Raw genomic sequence first — 20,993 nt, 5'->3', positions numbered from 1 at the left:
CTGTCGCGGATGCCCAGCCGGCGCTGCTCCGGGCTGTCGACGAAGAACAGACCGCCGAACGACCAGAACGCCTGACCGCCCAGGTTCGCGCTGTTCTCCTGATCGACGATCAGCACCCGCTGGCCGCGGTCCACCAATTCGCAGGCGGCCACCAGGCCGGACAGCCCGGCCCCGACGATGATGGCGTCAGCGCCGAAGCCCGCAACCGAAGAATCGCTCATGTGGCACAGGGTAGTGCCCCGGGCCCCGCGACAGCCGTTGCCGGGTCAGGCGGCGTCCAGGACCGCGGCGTCCCGCCGCCAGCGATACACCGTGGGCGCGCAGCCGTGCATCAACGCCAGGTCGACCGCGTCGACCATGGCTTGCAGCGGGCCGGGCTTACGCAGGTGCCTGGCGGCCACCGCAACCCGCACCACGCCCTCCCGGCGGGCGATCCGCTCCGCGGACAGCACCACCATGCGGCACCACCACGGCTCGGTGAGGAAGCCTTCGCCGATCCCGAGCACCCGGGCGCGCACGGTGCTGTGGCGCACCAGGTCGGTGATGCCGTGCAGGTCGGCCAGGAGCCGGAACCCGTTGTCGGGCAACGCTTTGACCACACCGGGCGAAACCACCCAGCCGGGGGCCGCGAACAACCGGGTCCGCAATCCCTGGTGTTCGAGCACCCGGTCGGCGGCCTTGAGGCGCAGGCTGGCCTCGTGCGCCCGCAGGATCGCGAATTCGCCGCGGCGCTTCTTGGTCGCCGCGTCGTCGTAGCCGTGCAGCACGATCGCGTCGCCGCCGGCCCGGCGCGCGGTCAACCAGTCGACGGTGACCGGGTCGCGGTCGAGCCGGTAGTCACCGGAGAGCCGCGGGGCGACGAGCAGCGACACCGGCACCTTGCGGGCGTCCATTTGTGCACAGAATGCCTCGACGTCGGGCAGGGTCCGTTCGCCGATGCCCGAGACCGAGACGATCAGTTTTCCAGACACACCCGCAGTTTGCCGACCTCAGGTTTCGGGACAGTGAAGGACACGCAGACGGCAAGCGTCCATCGGGGCCGTTGCGACGGGCGGTGCCTGTGCGCCAAGCGGATCCGGCGCCCGCACCGGTGGGGCCTCGGTGGATCGGATCGCGACCTCGGACCGCGCGGGTCAGTTCGATATGCTAAGCAACGTCATGGATGAGGCCCTGTACGCGTCGGCCGACACCCCGCTGCCCTACGGGTCGCAGCAGGGCGCCGACGAACGGGACTATCCCGACCGGCTGGACGCGGAGCTGCTGCGCGTCTCGGGCGTGTGCATCCTGGCCACGGTGATGGCCATCGTGGACGTGACCGTGGTCAGCGTCGCGCAGCGCACCTTCATCGACCAGTTCTCGTCGTCGCAGGCCGTCGTCGCGTGGACCATGACGGGCTACACGCTGGCCCTGGCCAGCGTCATCCCGATCACCGGTTGGGCGGCCGACCGGTTCGGCACCAAGCGGCTGTTCATGGGCTCCGTCCTCGCCTTCACCCTGGGTTCGCTGTTGTGCGCCCTGGCGGCGAACATCGTGCAACTGATCGCGTTTCGGGTCATCCAGGGTGTCGGCGGCGGCATGTTGCTGCCGCTGAGCTTCATGATCTTGACCCGCGAGGCGGGTCCGCGGCGGCTCGGCCGGCTGATGTCGATCCTGAGCATCCCGATGCTGCTGGCCCCGATCGGCGGGCCCATCCTGGGCGGCTGGCTCATCGACACCTCCAGCTGGCGCTGGATCTTTCTGATCAACCTGCCGATCGGGGTCGTCACCGTCGCGCTGGCGGCGCTGGTGTTCCCCGGGGACCGCCCGGCCAAATCGGAGACCCTGGACGTCGTGGGCATGCTGCTGCTCTCGCCCGGCCTGGCGACCTTCCTGTTCGCGGTGTCGTCCATTCCCGGCCGTGGCACCGTCGCCGATCGCCGGGTGCTGATACCGCTGGTGGTGGGCCTGGCGCTGATCGCGGGGTTCATCGCGCACGCCTGGCGCCGGGTCGACCATCCGCTGATCGACCTGCGGCTGTTCCGCAATCACGTGCTCACGCTGGCCAACGTGACGATGCTGGTGTTCGCCACCGCCTTCTTCGGGGCCGGCCTGTTGTTGCCCAGCTACTTCCAGCAGGTGCTGCACCAGACGCCCATGCAGGCGGGCGTGCACATGATCCCCCAGGGCCTCGGCGCCATGCTGACGATGCGGCTCACCGGCCCGCTCGTCGACCGGCAGGGTCCGGGCAAGATCCTGCTGGTGGGCATCGCGCTGCTCACCGCCGGGCTCGGGACGTTCGCCTTCGGCGTGGCCCGGCAGGCCGGGTACCTGCCCGCACTGCTGGTCGGCCTGGCCATCATGGGGTTGGGGATGGGCTGCACCATGATGCCGCTCAACGTCGCGTCGGTGCAGGCGCTCGCCCCGCATCAGATCGCGCGCGGCACGACGCTGATGAGCGTCAACCACCAGGTGGGCGGCTCGATGGGCACGGCCGTCATGTCGGTGATCCTGGCCAGCCACTTCAATCGCAGCGACAACATCCTCGCCGCCAAGAAGCTCGCGGCGTTGCAACAGAAGGCCGCCGTGAGCGGCGCCCCGGTCGACCGCTCCGCCATACCGCCGCAGACCTACGCGCCGGGCTTCCGGGTCGATCTCGCGCACGACCTGTCGCACGCCTACGCGGCGGTCTTCGCCATCGCCGTCGTGCTCGTGGTCTGCACCTTCATCCCGGCGGCGTTTCTGCCGAAGCGGCCGGTCAGCCAACCGCCGCCCGAGTAACCGACCCCCGCCTCGTCGACACCGCCCGGGCCACGATCCGGCGCTGATCCGTCAACGGTTGCACAACGAACTCACCGCGAACTCCCGCAATCGGCCCCGGCAGTCCATGCCGGGTGGATATGCTCAGCACCGCCATGGATAAGGCGCAATCCGTACCCTCCGCCACAATGCTCAGCGCTGCCGCCGGGCATCCGGATGCGGCCGACAACGGCTACCCCGACAAACTCGACGCCGCGCTGTTCCGCATCGCCGGCGTCTGCGGCCTGGCCTGCGTCATGGCCGTTCTGGACAGCACGGTCGTCGCCGTCGCCCAGAACACCTTCATTCGCCAGTTCGGGTCCACCCCGACGGTCGTCTCGTGGACGATCGCCGGCTACATGCTGGCCTTCGCGACCGTCATCCCCGTCACCGGCTGGGCGGCCGACCGATTCGGCACCAAACGCCTGTTCATCGCCTCGGTCCTGGTGTTCACGCTCGGCTCGCTGCTGTGCGCGATCGCCCCGAACATCGTGCTGCTGATTCTGTTCCGGATCCTGCAGGGCATCGGCGGCGGCATGCTGTTGCCGCTGAGTTTCGTCATCCTGACCCGCGAGGCCGGGCCCAAGCGGGTGGGCCGCCTGATGGCGGTGGGGGGCATCCCGATCCTGCTGGGTCCCATCGGCGGCCCCATCCTGGGCGGTTGGCTGATCGGCGCGTACGGCTGGAAGTGGATCTTCCTGGTCAACCTGCCGATCGGGCTGGCCGCCTGCGCCCTCGCGGCGGTGCTGTTCCCCAAGGACCGGTCCGCCCCCTCCGAAGCGCTCGACGTCACCGGCATGCTGCTGCTGTCGCCGGGGGTGGCGGTCTTCCTCTGCGGGGTGTCGTCCATCCCCGGCCGCCACGTCCTGACCGACCCGTACGTGTTGCTTCCCGCGCTCCTCGGTGCGGCGCTGATCGCCGCGTTCGTCCTGCACGCGCTGTATCGCACCGACCACCCGCTCATCGACCTGCGGCTGTTCAAGAATCGGGTGGTCACCGAGGTCAACGCGACGCTGCTGGTTTTCGGGGCCGCCTCGGTGGGCACCGGGCTGGCGGTGCCCAGTTACTTCCAGATCGCGCAGCACGAGACGCCCATGCAGGCCGGGCTGCACATGCTGCCGGTCGGCGTGGGCGCCGTGCTGACGATGCCGCTCAGCGGGGCGTTCATGGACCGGCGCGGGCCGGGCAAGATCGTCCTGTTCGGCCTCCCGCTGATGGCGGTGGGCCTGGGCGTCTTCACCTACGGGGTCGCCACCCAGGCGCCGTATCAGCCCATCCAGCTGGCCGGGCTCGCGATCACGGGGCTGGGCATCGGGTGCACGACGACGCCGCTGTCCGCCGCGCTGATGCAGGCACTCGCGCCGCATCAGGTGGCCCGCGGGACCACGCTGATCAGCGTGAACCAACAGATCGGGGGGTCCATCGGGGCCGCGATGATGGCGGTCCTGTTGACCAACCAGTTCAATCGCGACCAGCCGCTGCTCGCGGCCAGCGAGCTGGCGGCCGGGCACCCTGGCGGCGGACGCCGCGGCGCGCCGCCCGACGCCGTGGCCGGCACGCGGCAGGGCGCGGCCGACCTGGCCGTCACCGCGTCGCATCACCTGGCGCACGCCTACACGGTGGTGTTCGTGCTGGCCGTGGTGCTGGTGTCGGTGACCATCATCCCGGCGTCGTTCCTGCCGAAAAAGCCGGCCCGGCCGCCGGGCCAGGAGGACTCCTAGCCGCCGCCGTCCGTGCCGCCCACGGTGTCGAGCACCCAGGCGTACTGGAAGGCCGCTTCCTCCCACGCCTTGTAGCGGCCGCTGACGCCGCCGTGCCCGGCGTTCATCTGGGTCTTCAGCAGGATCCCGCGGCCGCCGCCGTTGGCGTGGCGCAGCGCAGCAACCCATTTGGCGGGTTCCACGTAGTACACCCGGGTGTCGTTGAGCGAGGTCATCGCCAGGATCGCCGGGTAATTCCTGGAGTCGACGTTCTCGTAAGGCGAGTAGGACTTCATGTAGTCGTAGACGTCCTTGTCCGCCAACGGGTTTCCCCACTCGTCCCACTCGGTGACGGTCAGGGGCAGCGACGGGTCCAAGATGGTGGTCAGCGGATCGACGAACGGAACCTGGGCCACGATGCCGGCGAACAGTTCGGGCGCCAGGTTGGCCACCGCCCCGACGAGCAGCCCGCCCGCACTGCCGCCGAGCGCCACCAGCCGATTGGGCCGGGTCACCTCGGTGTCGACGAGATGCCGTGCGGCTGCGACGAAATCGGTGAACGTGTTCCTCTTGTGCAGCAGCTTGCCGTCCTCGTACCACAACCGGCCCATCTCGCCACCACCGCGGACGTGGGCGATCGCGAAGACCATGCCGCGGTCCAGCAGCGACAGCCGCGCTATCGAGAAGCTGGGGTCCATGCAGATCTCGTAGGCGCCGTAGCCGTAGAGGAGTGCGGGAGCCGGGACTTCGATGCCGGCGCGGTGCACGATCGACAACGGGATGCGGGTGCCGTCGTCGGCGATCGCCCAGTCGCGCCGCTCGACGTAGTCCGCGGGTCGATAGCCAACGAGCACGGGCTGCTCGCGCAGCAGGGTGCGCTCGCCGGTGCCCAGGTCGATGTCGTACACCCGCGCCGGGATGACCAGCGAACCGGCCCGGACCCGGAGCTTGGGCGCGTCCCAGTTGGGGTTGCCGGCGGCGCCCGCGGACATCAGCTCGGAGTCGAACGAAAGTTCCTCCGGTTCGCCGTATTCCCCGTCGGCGCCGATGCCCCACAACTGCAGGCGGGGCAGCGCCTCGCGGCGGTAGCTGACCACCAGGTGGCGGGCGAACGCGTCGACGGCGTCCAGCCGGACGTCGTCGCGGTGCGGGATCAGCGTGCGCTGCCGTGTGGGGTCCTCGACCGGGGCTTCGGCGAGCGTGAAGTTCACCGCGCCGTCGTTGTGCAAGATCAGGAACCGGTCGTGCCCGCCGACGACGGCGTGCTCCACCGAGTACTCCACCCCTTCGCGCCGGGGCAGCACGACGGTGAACGCCGCCCGCGGGTCGGCGGCGTCGGCGTAGCGGATCTCGGAGGTGATGGACGAGCCCGAGCCGATGAACACGTAACGCTCGCTGCGGGTCATCCCGACGCCGAGCCAGAACCGTTCGTCCGCCTCGTGATACACCAGCTCCGCCGCGGCGCCGGAGCCCGCCTGGTAGCGCCACACCTTGTCCGGGCGGTGCGCCGCGTCGAGGGTCAGGTAGTACACCGTCCGGTTGTCGGCCGCCCACGTCGCTCCGGCCGCGATGTCGGCGATCTGGTCGGCATACAGCTCACCGGTGCGTAAGTCCTTGAATCGCAACGTGTAACGCTCGTCGCCCACCGTGTCGACGGAGTAGGCCAGCAGGTGCCCGTCCAGGCTGACGGCGGCGGCGCCCAGCGAGAAGAACTCGTGGCCTTCGGCTTCGGCGTTGGAGTCGAGCAGGATCTGTTCGCCGGGTACGTCGGTGTGTTCGTCGAGGGTCGGCGGGTCCCAGTCGGCCGGATCGCTCACCGGGCAGCGGCACTGCACCCGATATTGCTTGCCCTCGTAGGTGCGGGCGTAATACCACCAGTCACCCTGACGGGTCGGCACCGACAGGTCGGTCTCCTTGGTGCGCGCCTTGATCTCGTCGAAGATTTTCTGCCGCAATGGTTCCTGGTGGTCGGTCATCCGGTCGACGTAGGAGTTCTCCGCCTCGAGGTAGGCGATGACCTCCGGATCGGCCTTGTCGCGCAGCCATTCGTACGGGTCGACGAAGACGTCGCCGTGGTGTTCGCGCCGGTGCTCGACCCGCTTGGCGGTGGGCGGCAGGGGCGCCTGAGGTTCGCTCATGCGCCCGGGCCGATCCAGTCACCGAAGCTCAATCCCGAGATTCGTTCGTAGGCCTCGATGTAACGGTCCCGCGTGGCCGCGATGACGTGGTCCGGCAGTGGTGGCGGCGGTTGGTCGCCGTGCCGGTCCCAACCGGACTCCGGACCAATGAGCCAGTTGCGGACGAACTGCTTGTCGAAACTGGCCTGCACGACACCGACCCGGTAGTCGGCGGCCGGCCAGTACCGCGACGAGTCGGGGGTGAAGATCTCGTCGGCCAGCACCAGGTTGCCCTCACCGTCGGTGCCGAACTCGAACTTGGTGTCCGCGATGATGATTCCCCTACGCAACGCGTGGTCGGCGGCGCGCCCGTAGATCTGCAGCGTGCGGTCGCGCAGCTCGGCCGCGCGCGCCTCGCCCACCAACTCGACCACCCGGGCGAAGGGGATGTTCTCGTCGTGGTCGCCCAGCGCCGCTTTCGTCGCCGGGGTGAACAGCGGCTCGGGGAACCTGCTGGCCTCGACCAGCCCGGGCGGCAGCGCGATGCCGCAGACCTCACCGGTCGCTTGGTAGTCGAGCAACCCGGAGCCGGTGAGGTAACCGCGGGCCACGCACTCCACCGCAACCATGTCCAACTTCCGCACCAGCAGCGCCCGGCCCAGCACCTCGTCGGGGATTCGCGGGTCGTCCGGCGGCCCGGCCAGGTGGTTGGGGGCCGCAGCGAGGTCCGAGACGAGCCCGAAGAAGAACACGCTCATGGCCGTCAGGATCCGGCCCTTGTCGGGGATCGTGCTGTCGAGGACGTAATCGAACGCCGAGATCCGGTCGCTGGCGACCAGCAGCAGGTGCTCGTCGTCGACGCGGTAGATCTCGCGCACCTTGCCGCTGGCCAGATGCTCGTAGTCGGACAATGCGGGACGCATCGGGCCAGCCTATCGGGCAACCTTGCGGCGCCCGGGCGCGAGCTGTGCTGGTATCGGAGGTATGACGCGGTTCCTGCCCTACTCGACCAGACCCCTTCGCCTGTTCGGCCAACTGATCAGCGACGTCGTCGTCTCGCTGTGGACGGTGATCTGGGGGTTCACCGGCCTGGCGGTACACGACGCCATCGCCACCATCGGCGACGCGGGGCGGGAGCTGGAGAACGGCTCGAAGGGCATCGCCGGCGGCATGGCCTCGGCCGGTCACGAGGCGCAGCAGATCCCGTTGGTCGGTGACGCGGTGAGCAAGCCGCTCACCGCGGCCAGCGACGCGGCCATGGACATCGCGGGCGCCGGGCACAGCCTGAACTCCACGGCCGGCTGGCTCGCCGTGTTGCTCGGGATGGCCGTCGCCGCGCCGCCGATCCTGGCGGTCACCATGCCGTGGCTGTTCCTGCGGCTGCGGTTCTTCCGCCGCAAATGGACGGTGACCGCCCTGGCCGCCACGCCGGCCGGACAGCAGCTGCTGGCTCTGCGGGCGATGACGAACCGGTCGCCGGGCAAGCTCGCGGCCGTGAGCGCCGACCCGGTCGGCGCGTGGCGGCGCGAGGATCCCGTGACCATCCACCGACTGGCCGCGCTGGAACTGCGGGCCGCGGGGATCCGGATCAGGACCGGCTGACCGCGCCGCGCCGCGACCGCGGCAGCCGGACCGTCACGATTGCTCGTGCAGCGCCACCACGAGGTGCCGCATCCCGGTGTGGCGGTTGCTGCGCGTCCACTCGACGTCGCGCACCACCCGCACGCCGGCGAACCGCGACAACAGCTCCTCGAACAGCACCCGCAACTCCAGGCGGGCCAGGTTGGCGCCCAGGCAGTAGTGCACACCTTGACCGAATCCCAAGTGCGGATTGGGTTTTCGGGTGATATCGAACTCGTCGGGTCGCTCGAACACCGCGGGGTCGCGGTTGGCGGAGGCCTCCCAGATCTGGACCTTCTGCCCGGCCTGGATCGGCCGTCCGCCCAGCTCGACGTCGCGGGTCGCGGTGCGCCGCTTGGACGGCGAGGGCGCCGTCCACCGCACCATCTCCTCGACGGCGGTGGGCAGCGTGGCGGGATCGGCGCGCAGCGCCCGCAACTGCTCCGGATGCTGGGCCAGCGCGAGCAGCCCACCCGCGATCGCGTTGCGGGTCGTCTCGGCGCCGGCGCTGAACAGCAGGCTGAAGAACAGATAGAGCTCGAGATCCGACAGCGCGGGGGCTTCGGCGTCGTCGACCACCGCATTGGCGACGACCGACAGCATGTCCTCGGTGGGTTGCGCGCGCTTGGCGGCGATGAGCTGCTGGCCGTAGGCGTACATCCGGGACCCCGCTTCGGCCTCGGACAACTGCGCCAGCGCCGCCTTGCGGGAACCGCCGAAGTCGAACTGCGGCTCGATCGCCTCGAACAGCCAATGCCGTTCCGACTCCGGCACTCCCAGCAGGATGCAGATCATCTGCATGGGCAGCTCGGCCGCCACGTCGACGAGGAAGTCGAACGGCTCGCCCGGCACCACCGCGTCCAGCAGTCGCCGCGCGCGGGCCCGCAGATCGTCCTCGACCAGCCGGATCATCCGCGGCGTCAGCCCCGAGCTGACCAGGCGGCGGATCTGGGCGTGCCGCGGGTCGTCCATCATGTTGAGCACCTGACCGGCGATGGCCAGGTCCTGCAGCAACGTGCCACCGTACGGCCGCCGGCCCCCGGTGACCGAGGAGTAGGTCACCGGATCCTTGAGCACCGCAAGGGTTTCGGCGTACGTGGCGACCGACCAGAAGCCCTCGCCATCCGGGGTGTTGTCGGTCGGGGCGTGCCAGTAAACCGGGGCCTCGCGGCGGTGCACGGCGAACACCTCGTGCGGGAAGCCGTCGGCGAAATTGTCGAGATCGGTGAGGTCGAGGCCCGCGAGGGTCACAAGATTGCGCCCGGTGCGTACTTGGCCGCGTCGGGGTAGCGGCTCACGAGGGCGTCCACCGCCGCGGCCACCTCGTCCACCTGGTCAGCGGCCGCGCCCGTGAACGCCTTTTTGTCGGCCAGCGCCGCTTCCAGCGCCGCCCGGTCCAACGGCAGCCGCTCGTCGGCGGCCAACCGGTCGAGGAGGTCGGGTTCGGCGCCGCGCTCGCGCATGGCCAACGCCGTCGCGACCGCGTGCTCGCGGATGACGTGATGCGCGGCCTCACGTCCGACACCGGCGCGCACCGCCGCCATCAGCACCTTGGTGGTGGCCAAGAACGGCAGGTAGCGATCGAGCTCCCGGTCGATCACCGCCGGGTACGCCCCGAACTCGTCGAGCACGGTCAGGAACGTCTCGATCTGCCCGTCCATCGCAAAGAAGCTGTCCGGCAACGCGACTCGCCGCACCACCGAGCAAAAGACGTCGCCCTCGTTCCACTGCGCACCGGCAAGTTCGGCGGCCATCGAGGCGTAACCGCGCAGCACCACCTGCAACCCGTTGACCCGCTCACAGCTGCGGGTGTTCATCTTGTGCGGCATCGCCGACGAACCGACCTGCCCGGGCGCGAAGCCCTCGGTGACGAGTTCGTGGCCGGCCATCAGCCGGATGGTGTGCGCGAGCGACGACGGCCCGGCGCCGAGTTGCACCAGCGCCGAGGTCACGTCGTGGTCGAGTGAGCGCGGATAGACCTGCCCGACGCTGGTCAATACCGTTGTAAAGCCCAGGAATTCGGCGACCCGACGCTCAAGCTCGGCCAGCTTGGCGGTGTCGCCGTCGAGCAGGTCGAGCATGTCCTGCGCGGTACCCATCGGCCCCTTGATGCCGCGCAGCGGGTAGCGGTCGATCAGCTCCCGCAGCCGGGTCAGGGCGACCAGCGTCTCCTGGGCCGCCGAGGCGAACCGCTTGCCCAGGGTGGTGGCCTGCGCCGCGACGTTGTGGCTGCGCCCGGCCATCACCAGGTCGCGGTAGGCCACGGCCCGCTCCGCCAACCGCGCCACCACGGCGACCCCGTGGGCGAATACCAGCTCGAGTGACCGCTTAATCTGCAGCTGCTCGACGTTCTCGGTCAGGTCGCGGCTGGTCATGCCCTTGTGCACCTGCTCGTGACCGGCGACGGCGTTGAACTCCTCGATGCGGGCCTTGACGTCGTGGCGCAGCACCCGTTCGCGGGCCGCGATCGACGGCAGGTCGACGGTGTCCAGGACGCGCTCGTAGTCGTCGACCGCACCGTCGGGCACCGCGACGCCCAGCTCGGCCTGGGCCCGCAGCACCGCCAGCCAGAGGCGGCGCTCGGCGACGATCTTGGCCTCCGGCGACCAGATGGCGACCATGTCGGGGCTGGCGTAGCGGGCGGCCAGCACGTTCGGAATGCTCACTTGGTCCTCACGAACACACAGCTTACGGTCGGCCCCTCCCGTCACTTCCCTCCCGGTTTCCGGGGTGACAGGCAAAGTGCCCGCCTCGCAGCGACAGAACCGCGGTCCCCCGCGGTGTCGCTGTGAGGCGGGCACATCGCCCACCCCCGGTGCCAGGGACCGGTGGGGCCGGTGTGACTCGCTCCGGCCGCCTAACCTATCCGGATGTACTTCGCCGGGGTGGACCTCGCCTGGGCGGGGCGCAATCCGACCGGTCTGGCCGTCGTCGACGCGGACGGGTCGCTGGTGAGCGTGTCCGCGGTCCGCGACGACGAGGAGATCCTCGCCGCGCTGCGGCCGTACACGCGGGGCGACTGCCTGGTCGCCTTCGACGCGCCGTTGGTGGTGACCAACCCGACCGGGCAGCGTCCCGCGGAGGCCGCGTTGAACCGCGACTTCCGCAGGTTCGAGGCCGGTGCCCACCCGGCCAACACCGGAAAACCCGAATTCGCGCACGGGGCCCGTGGCGGGCGCCTGGCGCGCGCGCTCGGCCTGGAGCTGGACCCACGCTCGGCGGCGGCCCGGCGCGCCATCGAGGTGTACCCGCACGCCGCGACGGTCGCGTTGTTCCGCCTCGAGCGCACGCTGAAATACAAGGCCAAGCCGGGCCGCACGGTGGCCGGGCTCAAGGCCGAACTGCTCGTTCTGATGGACGGCGTCGAGCGGCTGTCGCGAGCCGCGGTGCCACTGCACGTCGCGGCCCATCCCGGGTGGGCGGCACTGCGCCGGGGCGTGGTCGCGGCGGAACGCAAGAGCGCCCTGCGCCGCGCCGAGGATCCGGTCGACGCCGTCGTGTGCGCCTATGTCGCGTTGTTCGCGCAGCGCCGCCCGGCCGACGTGACGATCTACGGCGACCCCGCCACCGGGTGCATCGTGACGCCGTCGCTGCGGCCGCGCACCTAGCTCAGATCCGGACGGGCCGCTGGTCGATGGGCGCCAGCACGTCGATGAGGTCGGCGACCGCGCCCAGCGCCGCCGCCCGTGGGTCGCGGCCCTCCACCAGCGCCGAGACCACCGAACCGTCGACGGCGCAGAGCAGCGTGCACACCAGCTCGATGTGCACCGACCGGCCGGATCGTTCGATCGCCTCGGCCACCGCCTCGGCGCGCTGCCGCAGGCTGCGCCGCATCGTCTCCTGCAACGCCGGGAACCGGGTGCACGCGATGTGTCGCTCGTAGCGAGAGATCAACTGTTCGGTGAGCCCCTCCCCGGACACGTCACCGACGAGCAGGTCCGCGAGCACCTCGGCGATGGTCTCCGGTCCGCGGCGTCGGCGGGACAGGGCGGTGACCCGCGACCGCAGCTGCGCCACCTCGATCATGGCGATGTGCTCGACGGCGCGGGCGATCAGATCGTCGAGGGAGGAGAAGTAATAAGTGGTGGAAGCCAACGGCAATCCGGCGCGCCGTGCCACCGCCCGGTGCCGCACCGCCTCGAAGCCGCCCTCGGCCAGCAGCTCGGCGGCAGCGCTGACGAGCGCATACCGTCGACGTTCTCCTTTCGGAGTAACCGCTGCAGTCACGAGTAGCCATCGTGCCAGCCAAAGTGGTACTGCATTGCCATTTCGGCCAAACGACCCGCCGCGCGGACATGGCATGATGGCCCGCATGCCCGATTTGAGCCGCCGCGCGGTGCTGCGCCTCGGCACCGGCGCGGCCGCCGGTGCGGTCGGCGCCTACGGGCTCGACATGTTGTTCAAACCGCGCACATCTCACGCGACGCCGCCGCCCGCGGCCGGCACGCAGCCCCCGTTGGCGCCGCCGCGACCCGTGCCCGTCGAGCCGGCGCCCGCCGGCCCCGCGGCGCCGACGATGGTGACCGGTTCGTTCGTCTCAGCCGCCCGCGGCGGCATCAGCACCAACTGGGCCATCGCGCGGCCGCCCGGCCAGACCAAGCCGCTGCGGCCGGTAATCGCGTTGCACGGCAAAGGCAGTGACGCGGCCACCGTGATGGCCGGCGGCGTGGAGCAGGGTCTGGCGCAGGCGGTCAACGCGGGGCTGCCGCCGTTTGCGGTCGTCGCCGTCGACGGCGGCGGCGGTTACTGGCACAAAAGGTCTTCCGGCGAGGACAGCGGCGCGATGGTGCTCGACGAGCTCATCCCGATGCTCGGTGGCCAGGGGCTGGACACGTCGCGGGTGGCGTTTTTGGGCTGGTCCATGGGCGGCTACGGCGCGCTGCTGCTCGGCGGCCGGCTGGGCCCGGGGCGCACCGCGGCGATCTGCGCGGTGAGCCCCGCGCTGTGGCTGTCCTCGGGTGCGGCCGCGCCGGGCGCGTTCGACGGGCCGGACGACTTCGCCGCGAACTCCGTGTTCGGGATGCCGGCGCTCGGATCGATCCCGATCCGGGTGGACTGCGGCGACAGCGATCCTTTCTACGGTGCGACAAAGCAATTCATCGCTCAGTTGCCGACGCCGCCCGCGGGCGGTTTCTCGCCCGGGGGGCACGACCCGCAGTACTGGAGCTCCCAGTTGCCGGCCGAGCTGACGTGGTTGGCTCCCCTATTGATCGCCTAGCGCGTGAGAACTGATCGCTCGCGGGAGTCGCGCCGCGACACGGGGATCACCCGCGAAACCGCGATACGCTCGGAACAATGAGCGCACCGTTCGACTGGAACCTTCCCTACGCCTGGCCCCGAAAGCCGCTGCTGGCCCGCAACGTTGTGTGCACGTCGCAACCGCTGGCGGCGCAGGCGGGTCTGCGGATGCTCGCCGAGGGCGGCACCGCGGTGGACGCCGCGATCGCCACCGCCGTCACCCTGACCTTGGTGGAGCCGGTGTCCAACGGCATCGGTTCGGACGCGTTTGCCATCGTGTGGGACGGCCGGCAGCTGCACGGACTCAACGCGTCGGGCCGCTCCCCGGCGGCCTGGACCCCCGAATACTTCGGCGGCGCAGCCGTTCCCATGATCGGCTGGGACGCGGTGACGGTGCCCGGCGCGGTGTCGGCCTGGACCGAGCTGCACGCCAAGTTCGGCAGGCTGCCGTTCGAGCGGCTGTTCGAGCCCGCGATCGCCTACGGCCGCAACGGCTTTCTGGTGTCGCCCACGGTCGCCGCGCAGTGGGCGGCGCAGGTGCCGTTGTTCGCCGAACAGCCGGGCTTCGCCGACGCGTTCCTCCCCGGGGGCCGCGCCCCGCGGCCGGGCGAGCTGTTCACCTTCCCCGCACACGCGGCCACCCTGGAGAAGATCGCGGCCAGCAAGGGCGAGGCGTTCTACCGCGGCGAGCTGGCCGCGCAGCTCGAGGCCCACGCCGCCGCGCACAACGGCGCGCTGTCGGCCACCGACCTCGGCGAGCATCGCGCCGACTGGGTGGACACCCTCTCCGGCGGGTACCGCGGTTACACCCTGCACGAGCTGCCGCCCAACGGGCAGGGCATCGTCGCGCTCATCGCCTTGGGAATCCTGGAGCAGTTCGACATGGCCTCGCACCCAGCCGATTCGGCGGACACCGTGCACCTGCAGATCGAGGCGCTGAAACTCGCCTTCGCCGACGCCCAGGCCTACGTCGCCGACGCGGACCACATGCCGGTGCACCCGCAACGGCTGCTGGACCCCGACTACCTGCGCCAACGCGCGGCGCTGATCGACCCCCGGCACGCCAGGCCCGCGTCCGCCGGCGCGCCCGGCGGCGGCACCGTGTACCTGACGGCCGCCGACGGCGACGGGATGATGGTCTCGATGATCCAGTCGAATTACATGGGCTTCGGCTCGGGCGTCGTGGTGCCCGGGACCGGGATCTCGCTGCAGAACCGCGGCGCCAATTTCGTTGTCGACGAAGGGCATCCGAACCAGGTGGGCCCGAACAAGCGCCCCTACCACACCATCATCCCGGGCTTCGTCACGAAGGACGGCGCCGCGGTCATGAGCTTCGGGGTGATGGGCGGCGCGATGCAGCCGCAGGGTCACGTGCAAGTGCTCGCCCGCATCGCCGACCACGGCCAGAATCCCCAGGCGGCGTGCGACGGGCCCCGCTTCCGCTGGGTGCAGGGCCTGCAGGTCAGCTGCGAGGACGGCTTTCCCGCAACGACGCTCGACGAGCTCGCCGAGCGCGGCCATGACCTGGTCGCCGTCGACGACTACAACAGCTTCGGCAGCTGCCAGGCCATCTGGTGCCTGGACGACGGCTACTGCGCGGCCAGCGACCCGCGCCGCGACGGCCAGGCCACCGGGTTTTAGACGCGCACCTTGCCTTCGGCCGCCAGCAGGCCGATATCCGTACGAAAGTGGCTGCCGGGCAACCGAATCGAGCCGAGCAACTCATAGGCCCGCGCCCGGGCCGCGGCCAGGTCGGCGCCCGCTCCCACCACCGACAGCACCCGGCCGCCCGCGGAGACAATCTCGCCGTCGTCGCGGCGCGCCGTCCCGGCGTGCAGCACCCCGTCGGCTTCCGAGCCGACGATGACGTCGCCCACGCGGGGCCGCGCCGGGTAGTTCTCCGCCGCCAGCACCACGGTGACGGCGGCCCCGTCGGCCCACCGCAGTTCGCCGAAGTCGGCCAGGGCTCCGGTGCTCGCCGCGTAGAGCAGCTGACCCAGCGGCGATTCGAGCAGCGCCAGCACCGCCTGCGTCTCTGGGTCACCGAATCGACAGTTGAACTCGACCACCGCGGGGCCGTTGGCGGTGATCGCCAGGCCGGCGTAGAGCAGTCCGCTGAACGGGCTGCCGCGTCGAACCAGCTCTGCGGCAACGGGTTCCACGATGTTTCCGACGATGTCGGAATAGACGTCGTCGGGCAGCCACGGCACCGGCGCGTAGGCGCCCATGCCGCCGGTGTTGGGCCCGGTGTCGGCGTCGCCGACGCGTTTGAAATCCTGCGCGGCCAGCAGCGGAACGACGGTCTCCCCGTCGACCACGCAGAACAGCGACACCTCGGGCCCGTCCAGAAACGACTCCAGCAGCACCGGGTGGCCGGCCTCGAGGAGAGCGGCGGCGTGGGCGCGGGCCGCGGCGCGGTCTGCGGTCACCACCACCCCCTTGCCGGCGGCCAGGCGGTCGTCCTTGACCACCCAGGCCGGCTCCTGGACCGGGGGCCCGAACCGATCCAGGGCCGCGTCGAGGCGCGCCGGGCTGTCCACGAGCTCCGTGGCCGCGGTGCGCACCCCGGCCGCGGCCATCACGTCCTTGGCGAACGCCTTCGAACCCTCGATCCGGGCGGCGTCCTTGCTGGGGCCGAAGCACGCGATGCCGGCCGCGCGTACGGCGTCGGCGACTCCCAGCACCAGCGGCACCTCGGGGCCGATGACGACCAGGTCCGCCCGCACGTCGCGCGCCAGGGCGACCACCTCCTCCGCCGAGGTGACGTCGACGTCGCGCTGCTCGGCCAGCCGGGCGGTGCCGGCGTTGCCGGGCGCGATGGCCAGGCCGTCGACCTGGGGGTCTTTGCGCAGCGCCAGCAGCAGCGCATGCTCACGGGCACCGGAACCGATCACCAGGACGCGCACGAGACGTCAGACTAGCTCAGCCGTCCGCGGAGATCCGTTCCAGCAGCTTCGTCAGCTCCTTTTGCTGCGCGGCGGTGAGGCGCTCGAGGCGCTTGTCAAACTCGGCGGAGAGCAGCGCGAGTCCCGCGGCGGCGACCTTGCGCCCGGCGCGGGTGAGCAGTAGGCGGTGCCGGCGCAGGTCGGCGGGGTCGATCTCGCGGCGCACGAAGCCGGCGGCCTCGAGCCGCTTGAGGTAGGCCGTCACGGTGGCCTTCGGCATGCTCAGGGTGGTCGCGAGCTCGGCCGGATAGGGGTGCTCGTCGATTTCCGCGAGCACGAACAGCTCCTTGGATTCCACGCCGAGCGCGCAGATGCCGGCCTCGGCGTCGGCGATCACCGACAGCAGCACCCGGTAGTTCAGCGACCAGATTCTGGCCGGGTCGACGGCCGACATTCGACTTGCCAGCTCGTTCAGATGTGAACTAGTTTGAGTATGAACAAACGCATGCTCGAACAATCTACCAGAAAGCGGCCGCCATGCCTCTCGACCACTACGTGACACTCGGACGGTCCGGTTTGCGTGTCAGCGCCCTGTGCCTGGGCGCCATGACCTTCGGCGAGGACCTGGGCTGGGGCACCAGCGTCGAGGAGTCTCAACAGATCATCGACCGCTACCTCGAGCTCGGCGGCAACTTCATCGACACCGCCAACTTCTACACCCGCAGCCACTCCGAGAAGATCATCGGTGACCACATCGGTCGCCACCCCGCCCGTCGCGATCGCGTGGCGATCGCCACCAAGTTCAGCGGCAACCTGTATCCGGGTGACCCCAACGGCGGCGGCTCCGGCCGCAAAGCAGTGATCAGCGCCTGCGAGAACTCGTTGCGGCGCCTGCAAACCGATTACATCGACCTGTATTGGCTGCACATGTGGGACGCCAACACCCCGATCGAGGAGACCTTGGCGGCGCTGCACGACTTGGTGCGGGCGGGCAAGGTCCGTTACATCGGTGTGTCGGACACGCCGGCGTGGAAGATCGCGCAGGCCAACGTGATTGCGGGATTCCGTGGCTGGGAGGCGTTCATCGGCCTGCAGGTCGAATATTCGCTGCTCGAGCGCGCCATCGAACAGGAACTCGCGCCGATGGCGGCGGAATTCGGGCTGGGCATCACCCCGTGGTCGCCGCTCAAGAGCGGCGTGCTCAGCGGCAAGTACACCCGCGCCACCGCCGGCCGGCACGCCGCCGATCGCGGCGCGTTGGTCGACGCCTTCCTCAACGAGGACACCTACGCCCTGATCGACGAGTTGGAGGTCATCGCCGGCGCGCACGAGACCACCGTCGCCAGCGTCGCGTTGGCCTGGGTGAGCGCGCAGCCGGGGGTTTCGTCCGTCATCATCGGCGCGCGCCGGCTGTCTCAGCTCGACGACAATGTCCGCGCCGTCGATGTGCGGCTCGGCGCGGACGAGCTGGCGCGGCTGGACGCGCTCACCAAGCCCGAGTTCGGCTTCCCCACCAACATGCTCGAGATGGCACCCGGCATCATCAACGGCGGCACGACGATCAACGGCGTGTCGGCACCGATCTCCGAGTACGTGATGCCCGACGGCGGGCGGCCTTACTAGCGGCTATTTCCGTTCGCCGCCGTGCATCTTCAGGGCGGCGTCGACGTTGGCCTTCTTGTCCTCCCCGGATCCCCGCGCGGCGGCCTTCTTGCGCTTCGCGATCACCGCGTCGACCGCTCCGTTGAGCGCGGACCCCAACGGGAAGCCCAGGTAGTGGGTGAGGAAGAGCGCCATCTCCTTGAGTTCGGTCTCGTCGAGCTCGCCGTTGAGCAGGGCGGCGTTGATTTGAATCTCGGCCAGGTCGCGGTTCCCGATCGCGGTCACCGCGGTCAGTGTCATGATGCGCTTGTCGCGCATCGACAGGCCGGGGCGGGTCCAGATGCTGCCGAACAGGTGGTCGACGGTCAGGTCGAAATACGCGTCGCCCTCGATGTTGGGCATCTCCCAGCCGTAGACCTCGTTCATCTTCTGCAGGCCCTTGCGGCGCTGTTCGTCCATTTACGGCCCTTCCTCGGTGTGCGGCACGCCCAAACCGGCGGCCAGCCGCTCGTAGGCGATGTGCGCCAGCGGCAGGTCGACCGACATCGCCTCGCCCAACGCCAGCGCCAGGCTGAGGTCCTTCTCCCCCAGGCCGCGGGCGTGCACGAAGGACTCGTACAGGAAGTGGTCCGGCGCTAGGTCGTTCATGTCGTCGCGCACCATGATCGCTCCCGGGCCGCTGGTGAGCGCATCGGTGTGCCGCACCACCCGGCCCAGCGCCTGCAGGTTCAGCCCGGCCGCCTCGGCGAGCTTCATGGCCTCGCACGCCGCCGCGTAGGACGTGAAGGTCAACATGTTGCGCGCCAACTTCATTCGCGTGCCCGCGCCCGGCTCACCGGCGTGGATCACCAGCGACGCCCAGTGCTTGAACGCCGGCTTGATCCTCTCGTACACCTCCCGCTCGGCGCCGACCATGGTGGCGAGCTCGCCCCTGGCCGCCGCGGCCGCGCCTCCGCTGACCGGCGCGTCGACGATGTGCAGGCCTCGCGGTTTGTGTTCGGCGGCCAACTCGACGGCGGTGGTGTCGCTGATCGTCGAGTGGATCGCGATGACGGTGCCGGGTTTGGCGTGCCCGGCCAGCTGCCCGACGACGTCGCGCACCTGAGCATCGTTGAGCACCGTGACGTGGACGATGTCGGCCGTCGCCACGTCGGCCACGCTGTCCGCGACGCCGGCACCCTTTTCCACGAGCGGCGTCATCGCCTCGGTGCGGATGTCGTATACCGTGATCCCGCCCGGCCATTCGGTCATCCTGGTGGCCATCGGCGCGCCCATGTTGCCCAGGCCGATGTAGCCGAGCCTCAACTGCTCGGTCATGAGCGGATGATCTGTCCGCCGTCGACGTTGAAGATCTGCCCGGTGATCCAGGCGGCGTCATCCGAGAGCAGGAACAAGCACATCCCGACCAGGTCGGCCGGAGTTCCCATGCGCGACAACGGCAGTCCCTTGACGATGTCGGCGACGATCTCCTGCGGGGTGGTGGTCCGGTTGGCCTCGGTGTCGATGGGGCCGGGCGCGATCGCGTTGATGCGAATGTTCTGACCGCCCAGCTCGCGCGAGAGCTGTTGGGTCAGGCCGTTGACGCCGACCTTGGCCAGTCCGTAGAAGTTCGCGTACAACCATGCCGCCGTTGAAGATTGGTTGACGATCGCCCCGCCGCCCCGCTTGGCCATCTTCTTGTAGACCGCGCGGGTGCACCACAGCGCACCGTCGAGGTTGACGCTCATGAACTTCTTGTAGTACTCGGGATCGACGGTGAGCAGGAAGTCCAGCTTCATGCCGCCGAAGATCGCGGCGTTGTTCACCAGGTAGTCGATGCCGCCGTATTCGGCCAGCGTCCGGTCCGCCATCGCCTTGGCCGACGCCGGGTCGGAGACGTCGACCGGCACGGCCAGCGCGGTGCCGCCGTCGGCGGCGATCTGCTTGGCCACGCCCTCGGCGGCCTCGGCGTTGATGTCGGCCACGACAACGGCTGCGCCCTCGCGCGCCAGCGCTTCCGCGTAGGCCTGACCGATGCCGCCGCCCGATCCGGTGACGATGGCGACTTTGTTCTCGAACCGCATGTTGTCCTCTCGGGGTGTCACTGAACGGCGGTGGCGATGGTCTTGATTTCCAGGTATTCCTCGAAGCCCGCCAGCCCCATTTCCCGGCCATTGCCGGACTGCTTGTAGCCGCCGAACGGCGCGTCGGCGGAGTACCAGACACCACCGTTGACGTTGACGGTGCCCACCCGCAGCCGCGACGCGAACGTCGCGGCCCGCTGCGGGTCGGCGCTGAACACGGTGCCGGACAGGCCATATGGTGAATCGTTGGCGATGCGCAGCGCGTCCTCGTCGCCGTCGTGGGCGATCACGGTGAGCACCGGCCCGAAGATCTCCTCTCGGGCCGGGCGCGCGTCGTTGGTGAGCCCGGCGATCACGGTGGGCTCGATGAAGAAGCCCGCGTCCTTGTCGGCCGGCCTGCCGCCGCCGCACGCGAACGTCCCGCCCTCCTCGATCGCCAGGTCCAGGTAGCTCTGCACCCGGTCGCGCTGGCGCGCGGAAATGACCGGGCCGCAAACCGTTCCGGGCTTGTTGGGATCGCCGGGCTTGATGGACCCCATGGTGCCGGCCGCGATGGCGACCGCCTCGTCGTAGCGCGCGCGGGGCACCACCAGCCGGGTCGTGATTGCGCAGCCCTGCCCGGCATGCATCGACGCGGTGAATGCGGCCACCGAACACGCCCCGGCCAGGTCGGCGTCATCGAGCACCACGAACGCCGACTTGCCGCCCAGCTCGAGGAAGACCTTCTTGAGCGTGGCGGCGGCATCCGCCATCACCGCACGGCCGGTCGCGGTGGACCCGGTGAACGAAACCATGTCGACGCGAGGATCTTTCGCCAGCAGCGCGCCCACGCCGTGGTCGCTGGAGGTGACGATGTTGAGCACGCCCGGCGGAAAGTCGGTGTGGGAGGCGATGAGCTCGCCGAGCACCGCCGCGCACCACGGCGTGTCCGGCGCGGGCTTGAGCACCACCGTGTTGCCCGCGGCCAGGGCGGGCCCCAGCTTGGCGAGATTG

The 20,993-nt window shown here is 70.1% G+C and carries 20 protein-coding genes; 7 read left to right on the top strand and 13 right to left on the bottom strand.

Going from position 1 to position 20,993, the window contains the following annotated elements; translation table 11 throughout:
- Both A5714_RS10510 and A5714_RS10505 read right to left on the bottom strand, forming a co-directional pair.
- Nucleotides 1-221: FAD-dependent oxidoreductase (locus tag A5714_RS10510; protein ID WP_156747260.1), on the bottom strand; the 221-nt coding region annotated here is incomplete at its 3' end.
- A gap of 45 nt (nucleotides 222-266) precedes the next feature.
- A complete protein-coding gene (locus tag A5714_RS10505) occupies nucleotides 267-971 on the bottom strand; it encodes a DUF2334 domain-containing protein (RefSeq protein WP_068285067.1) in 705 nt (234 codons plus the stop codon).
- Between the two features lie 172 nt (nucleotides 972-1,143).
- Here A5714_RS10505 and A5714_RS10500 point away from each other — a divergent pair, with 172 nt between their 5' ends.
- A complete protein-coding gene (locus A5714_RS10500) occupies nucleotides 1,144-2,757 on the top strand; it encodes a DHA2 family efflux MFS transporter permease subunit (RefSeq protein ID WP_068285069.1) in 1,614 nt (537 codons plus the stop codon).
- 119 nt (nucleotides 2,758-2,876) lie between these two features.
- A complete protein-coding gene (locus tag A5714_RS10495) occupies nucleotides 2,877-4,496 on the top strand; it encodes a DHA2 family efflux MFS transporter permease subunit (protein ID WP_068071697.1) in 1,620 nt (539 codons plus the stop codon).
- Here A5714_RS10495 and A5714_RS10490 read toward each other — a convergent pair.
- Both A5714_RS10490 and A5714_RS10485 read right to left on the bottom strand, forming a co-directional pair.
- Complete coding sequence (locus tag A5714_RS10490) at nucleotides 4,493-6,613, bottom strand: S9 family peptidase (protein WP_068285065.1); 2,121 nt, start codon at nucleotides 6,611-6,613, stop codon at nucleotides 4,493-4,495. The two genes, A5714_RS10495 and A5714_RS10490, sit on opposite strands and share 4 nt — an antisense overlap.
- Nucleotides 6,610-7,515 carry a phosphoribosylaminoimidazolesuccinocarboxamide synthase gene (locus tag A5714_RS10485; RefSeq protein ID WP_068285064.1) on the bottom strand — a complete coding sequence of 302 codons (906 nt, stop codon included), beginning with the start codon at nucleotides 7,513-7,515 and terminating at the stop codon, nucleotides 6,610-6,612. The genes A5714_RS10490 and A5714_RS10485 overlap by 4 nt, the downstream gene beginning before the upstream one ends.
- Before the next feature lie 61 nt (nucleotides 7,516-7,576).
- On the opposite strand from A5714_RS10485, the gene A5714_RS10480 reads away from it, so the two are divergent.
- Nucleotides 7,577-8,194 carry a hypothetical protein gene (locus tag A5714_RS10480; RefSeq protein ID WP_068071703.1) on the top strand — a complete coding sequence of 206 codons (618 nt, stop codon included), beginning with the start codon at nucleotides 7,577-7,579 and terminating at the stop codon, nucleotides 8,192-8,194.
- 33 nt (nucleotides 8,195-8,227) lie between these two features.
- Here A5714_RS10480 and A5714_RS10475 read toward each other — a convergent pair whose 3' ends face one another.
- Together A5714_RS10475 and purB are read right to left on the bottom strand one after the other, a co-directional pair.
- Nucleotides 8,228-9,463, bottom strand: coding sequence for a cytochrome P450 (locus tag A5714_RS10475; protein ID WP_068285062.1), 1,236 nt, complete (start codon nucleotides 9,461-9,463; stop codon nucleotides 8,228-8,230).
- Nucleotides 9,460-10,878, bottom strand: coding sequence for an adenylosuccinate lyase (gene purB / locus A5714_RS10470; RefSeq protein ID WP_068285060.1), 1,419 nt, complete (start codon nucleotides 10,876-10,878; stop codon nucleotides 9,460-9,462). Before purB ends, A5714_RS10475 begins: the two co-directional genes overlap by 4 nt.
- A gap of 204 nt (nucleotides 10,879-11,082) precedes the next feature.
- Here purB and A5714_RS10465 point away from each other — a divergent pair, with 204 nt between their 5' ends.
- Entirely contained in the window at nucleotides 11,083-11,820 is a 738-nt protein-coding gene (locus A5714_RS10465) for a DUF429 domain-containing protein (RefSeq protein WP_068285058.1), read from the top strand.
- A 1-nt stretch (nucleotide 11,821) separates the two neighbouring features.
- On the opposite strand, the gene A5714_RS10460 is transcribed toward A5714_RS10465, so the two are convergent.
- Complete coding sequence (locus A5714_RS10460; protein ID WP_068071712.1) at nucleotides 11,822-12,439, bottom strand: TetR/AcrR family transcriptional regulator; 618 nt, start codon at nucleotides 12,437-12,439, stop codon at nucleotides 11,822-11,824.
- A 73-nt stretch (nucleotides 12,440-12,512) separates the two neighbouring features.
- On the opposite strand from A5714_RS10460, the gene A5714_RS10455 reads away from it, so the two are divergent.
- Nucleotides 12,513-13,430, top strand: a complete 918-nt coding sequence (locus tag A5714_RS10455) for an alpha/beta hydrolase-fold protein (RefSeq protein ID WP_068071714.1) — start codon at nucleotides 12,513-12,515, stop codon at nucleotides 13,428-13,430.
- A 77-nt stretch (nucleotides 13,431-13,507) separates the two neighbouring features.
- Complete coding sequence (locus tag A5714_RS10450; protein ID WP_068285056.1) at nucleotides 13,508-15,091, top strand: gamma-glutamyltransferase family protein; 1,584 nt, start codon at nucleotides 13,508-13,510, stop codon at nucleotides 15,089-15,091.
- On the opposite strand, the gene purD is transcribed toward A5714_RS10450, so the two are convergent.
- Nucleotides 15,088-16,356, bottom strand: coding sequence for a phosphoribosylamine--glycine ligase (purD, locus tag A5714_RS10445; RefSeq protein ID WP_068071718.1), 1,269 nt, complete (start codon nucleotides 16,354-16,356; stop codon nucleotides 15,088-15,090). The genes A5714_RS10450 and purD overlap by 4 nt on opposite strands.
- A 16-nt stretch (nucleotides 16,357-16,372) precedes the next feature.
- On the bottom strand, nucleotides 16,373-16,789 hold the full coding sequence (locus A5714_RS10440; protein ID WP_068071720.1) for a MarR family winged helix-turn-helix transcriptional regulator: 417 nt from the start codon (nucleotides 16,787-16,789) through the stop codon (nucleotides 16,373-16,375).
- 83 nt (nucleotides 16,790-16,872) lie between these two features.
- Between A5714_RS10440 and A5714_RS10435 the strand changes: the two genes are divergently transcribed.
- Complete coding sequence (locus tag A5714_RS10435; protein WP_068285054.1) at nucleotides 16,873-17,958, top strand: aldo/keto reductase; 1,086 nt, start codon at nucleotides 16,873-16,875, stop codon at nucleotides 17,956-17,958.
- A gap of 3 nt (nucleotides 17,959-17,961) precedes the next feature.
- Here A5714_RS10435 and A5714_RS10430 read toward each other — a convergent pair whose 3' ends face one another.
- The 4 genes from A5714_RS10430 to A5714_RS10415 all read right to left on the bottom strand — a co-directional run.
- Entirely contained in the window at nucleotides 17,962-18,396 is a 435-nt protein-coding gene (locus tag A5714_RS10430; RefSeq protein WP_068071725.1) for a carboxymuconolactone decarboxylase family protein, read from the bottom strand.
- Entirely contained in the window at nucleotides 18,397-19,254 is an 858-nt protein-coding gene (locus A5714_RS10425) for an NAD(P)-dependent oxidoreductase (protein ID WP_068285052.1), read from the bottom strand.
- On the bottom strand, nucleotides 19,251-20,000 hold the full coding sequence (locus tag A5714_RS10420; RefSeq protein ID WP_068071729.1) for an SDR family oxidoreductase: 750 nt from the start codon (nucleotides 19,998-20,000) through the stop codon (nucleotides 19,251-19,253). Before A5714_RS10420 ends, A5714_RS10425 begins: the two co-directional genes overlap by 4 nt.
- 17 nt (nucleotides 20,001-20,017) lie before the next feature.
- A partial coding sequence (locus tag A5714_RS10415) for an aldehyde dehydrogenase family protein (protein WP_068285048.1) occupies nucleotides 20,018-20,993 on the bottom strand: 976 nt, incomplete at its 5' end.

The organism is Mycobacterium sp. E2462, assembly GCF_001672685.1.
Classification (GTDB): domain Bacteria; phylum Actinomycetota; class Actinomycetes; order Mycobacteriales; family Mycobacteriaceae; genus Mycobacterium.
The sequence above is the reverse complement of the archived record's forward strand: the minus strand, read 5'-3'. Positions and strand labels throughout refer to the sequence as shown.

What these genes read in the sequence shown, in the direction of transcription:
- A5714_RS10500 (WP_068285069.1), top strand. Translation starts at nt 1,144, where the DNA reads ATGCTAAGCAACGTCATGGATGAGGCCCTGTACGCGTCGGCCGACACC.
- A5714_RS10495 (WP_068071697.1), top strand. Translation starts at nt 2,877, where the DNA reads ATGCTCAGCACCGCCATGGATAAGGCGCAATCCGTACCCTCCGCCACA.
- A5714_RS10490 (WP_068285065.1), bottom strand. Translation starts at nt 6,613, where the DNA reads ATGAGCGAACCTCAGGCGCCCCTGCCGCCCACCGCCAAGCGGGTCGAG.
- A5714_RS10485 (WP_068285064.1), bottom strand. Translation starts at nt 7,515, where the DNA reads ATGCGTCCCGCATTGTCCGACTACGAGCATCTGGCCAGCGGCAAGGTG.
- A5714_RS10480 (WP_068071703.1), top strand. Translation starts at nt 7,577, where the DNA reads ATGACGCGGTTCCTGCCCTACTCGACCAGACCCCTTCGCCTGTTCGGC.
- A5714_RS10465 (WP_068285058.1), top strand. Translation starts at nt 11,083, where the DNA reads ATGTACTTCGCCGGGGTGGACCTCGCCTGGGCGGGGCGCAATCCGACC.
- A5714_RS10455 (WP_068071714.1), top strand. Translation starts at nt 12,513, where the DNA reads ATGATGGCCCGCATGCCCGATTTGAGCCGCCGCGCGGTGCTGCGCCTC.
- A5714_RS10450 (WP_068285056.1), top strand. Translation starts at nt 13,508, where the DNA reads ATGAGCGCACCGTTCGACTGGAACCTTCCCTACGCCTGGCCCCGAAAG.
- A5714_RS10440 (WP_068071720.1), bottom strand. Translation starts at nt 16,789, where the DNA reads ATGTCGGCCGTCGACCCGGCCAGAATCTGGTCGCTGAACTACCGGGTG.
- A5714_RS10435 (WP_068285054.1), top strand. Translation starts at nt 16,873, where the DNA reads ATGCCTCTCGACCACTACGTGACACTCGGACGGTCCGGTTTGCGTGTC.
- A5714_RS10430 (WP_068071725.1), bottom strand. Translation starts at nt 18,396, where the DNA reads ATGGACGAACAGCGCCGCAAGGGCCTGCAGAAGATGAACGAGGTCTAC.
- A5714_RS10425 (WP_068285052.1), bottom strand. Translation starts at nt 19,254, where the DNA reads ATGACCGAGCAGTTGAGGCTCGGCTACATCGGCCTGGGCAACATGGGC.
- A5714_RS10420 (WP_068071729.1), bottom strand. Translation starts at nt 20,000, where the DNA reads ATGCGGTTCGAGAACAAAGTCGCCATCGTCACCGGATCGGGCGGCGGC.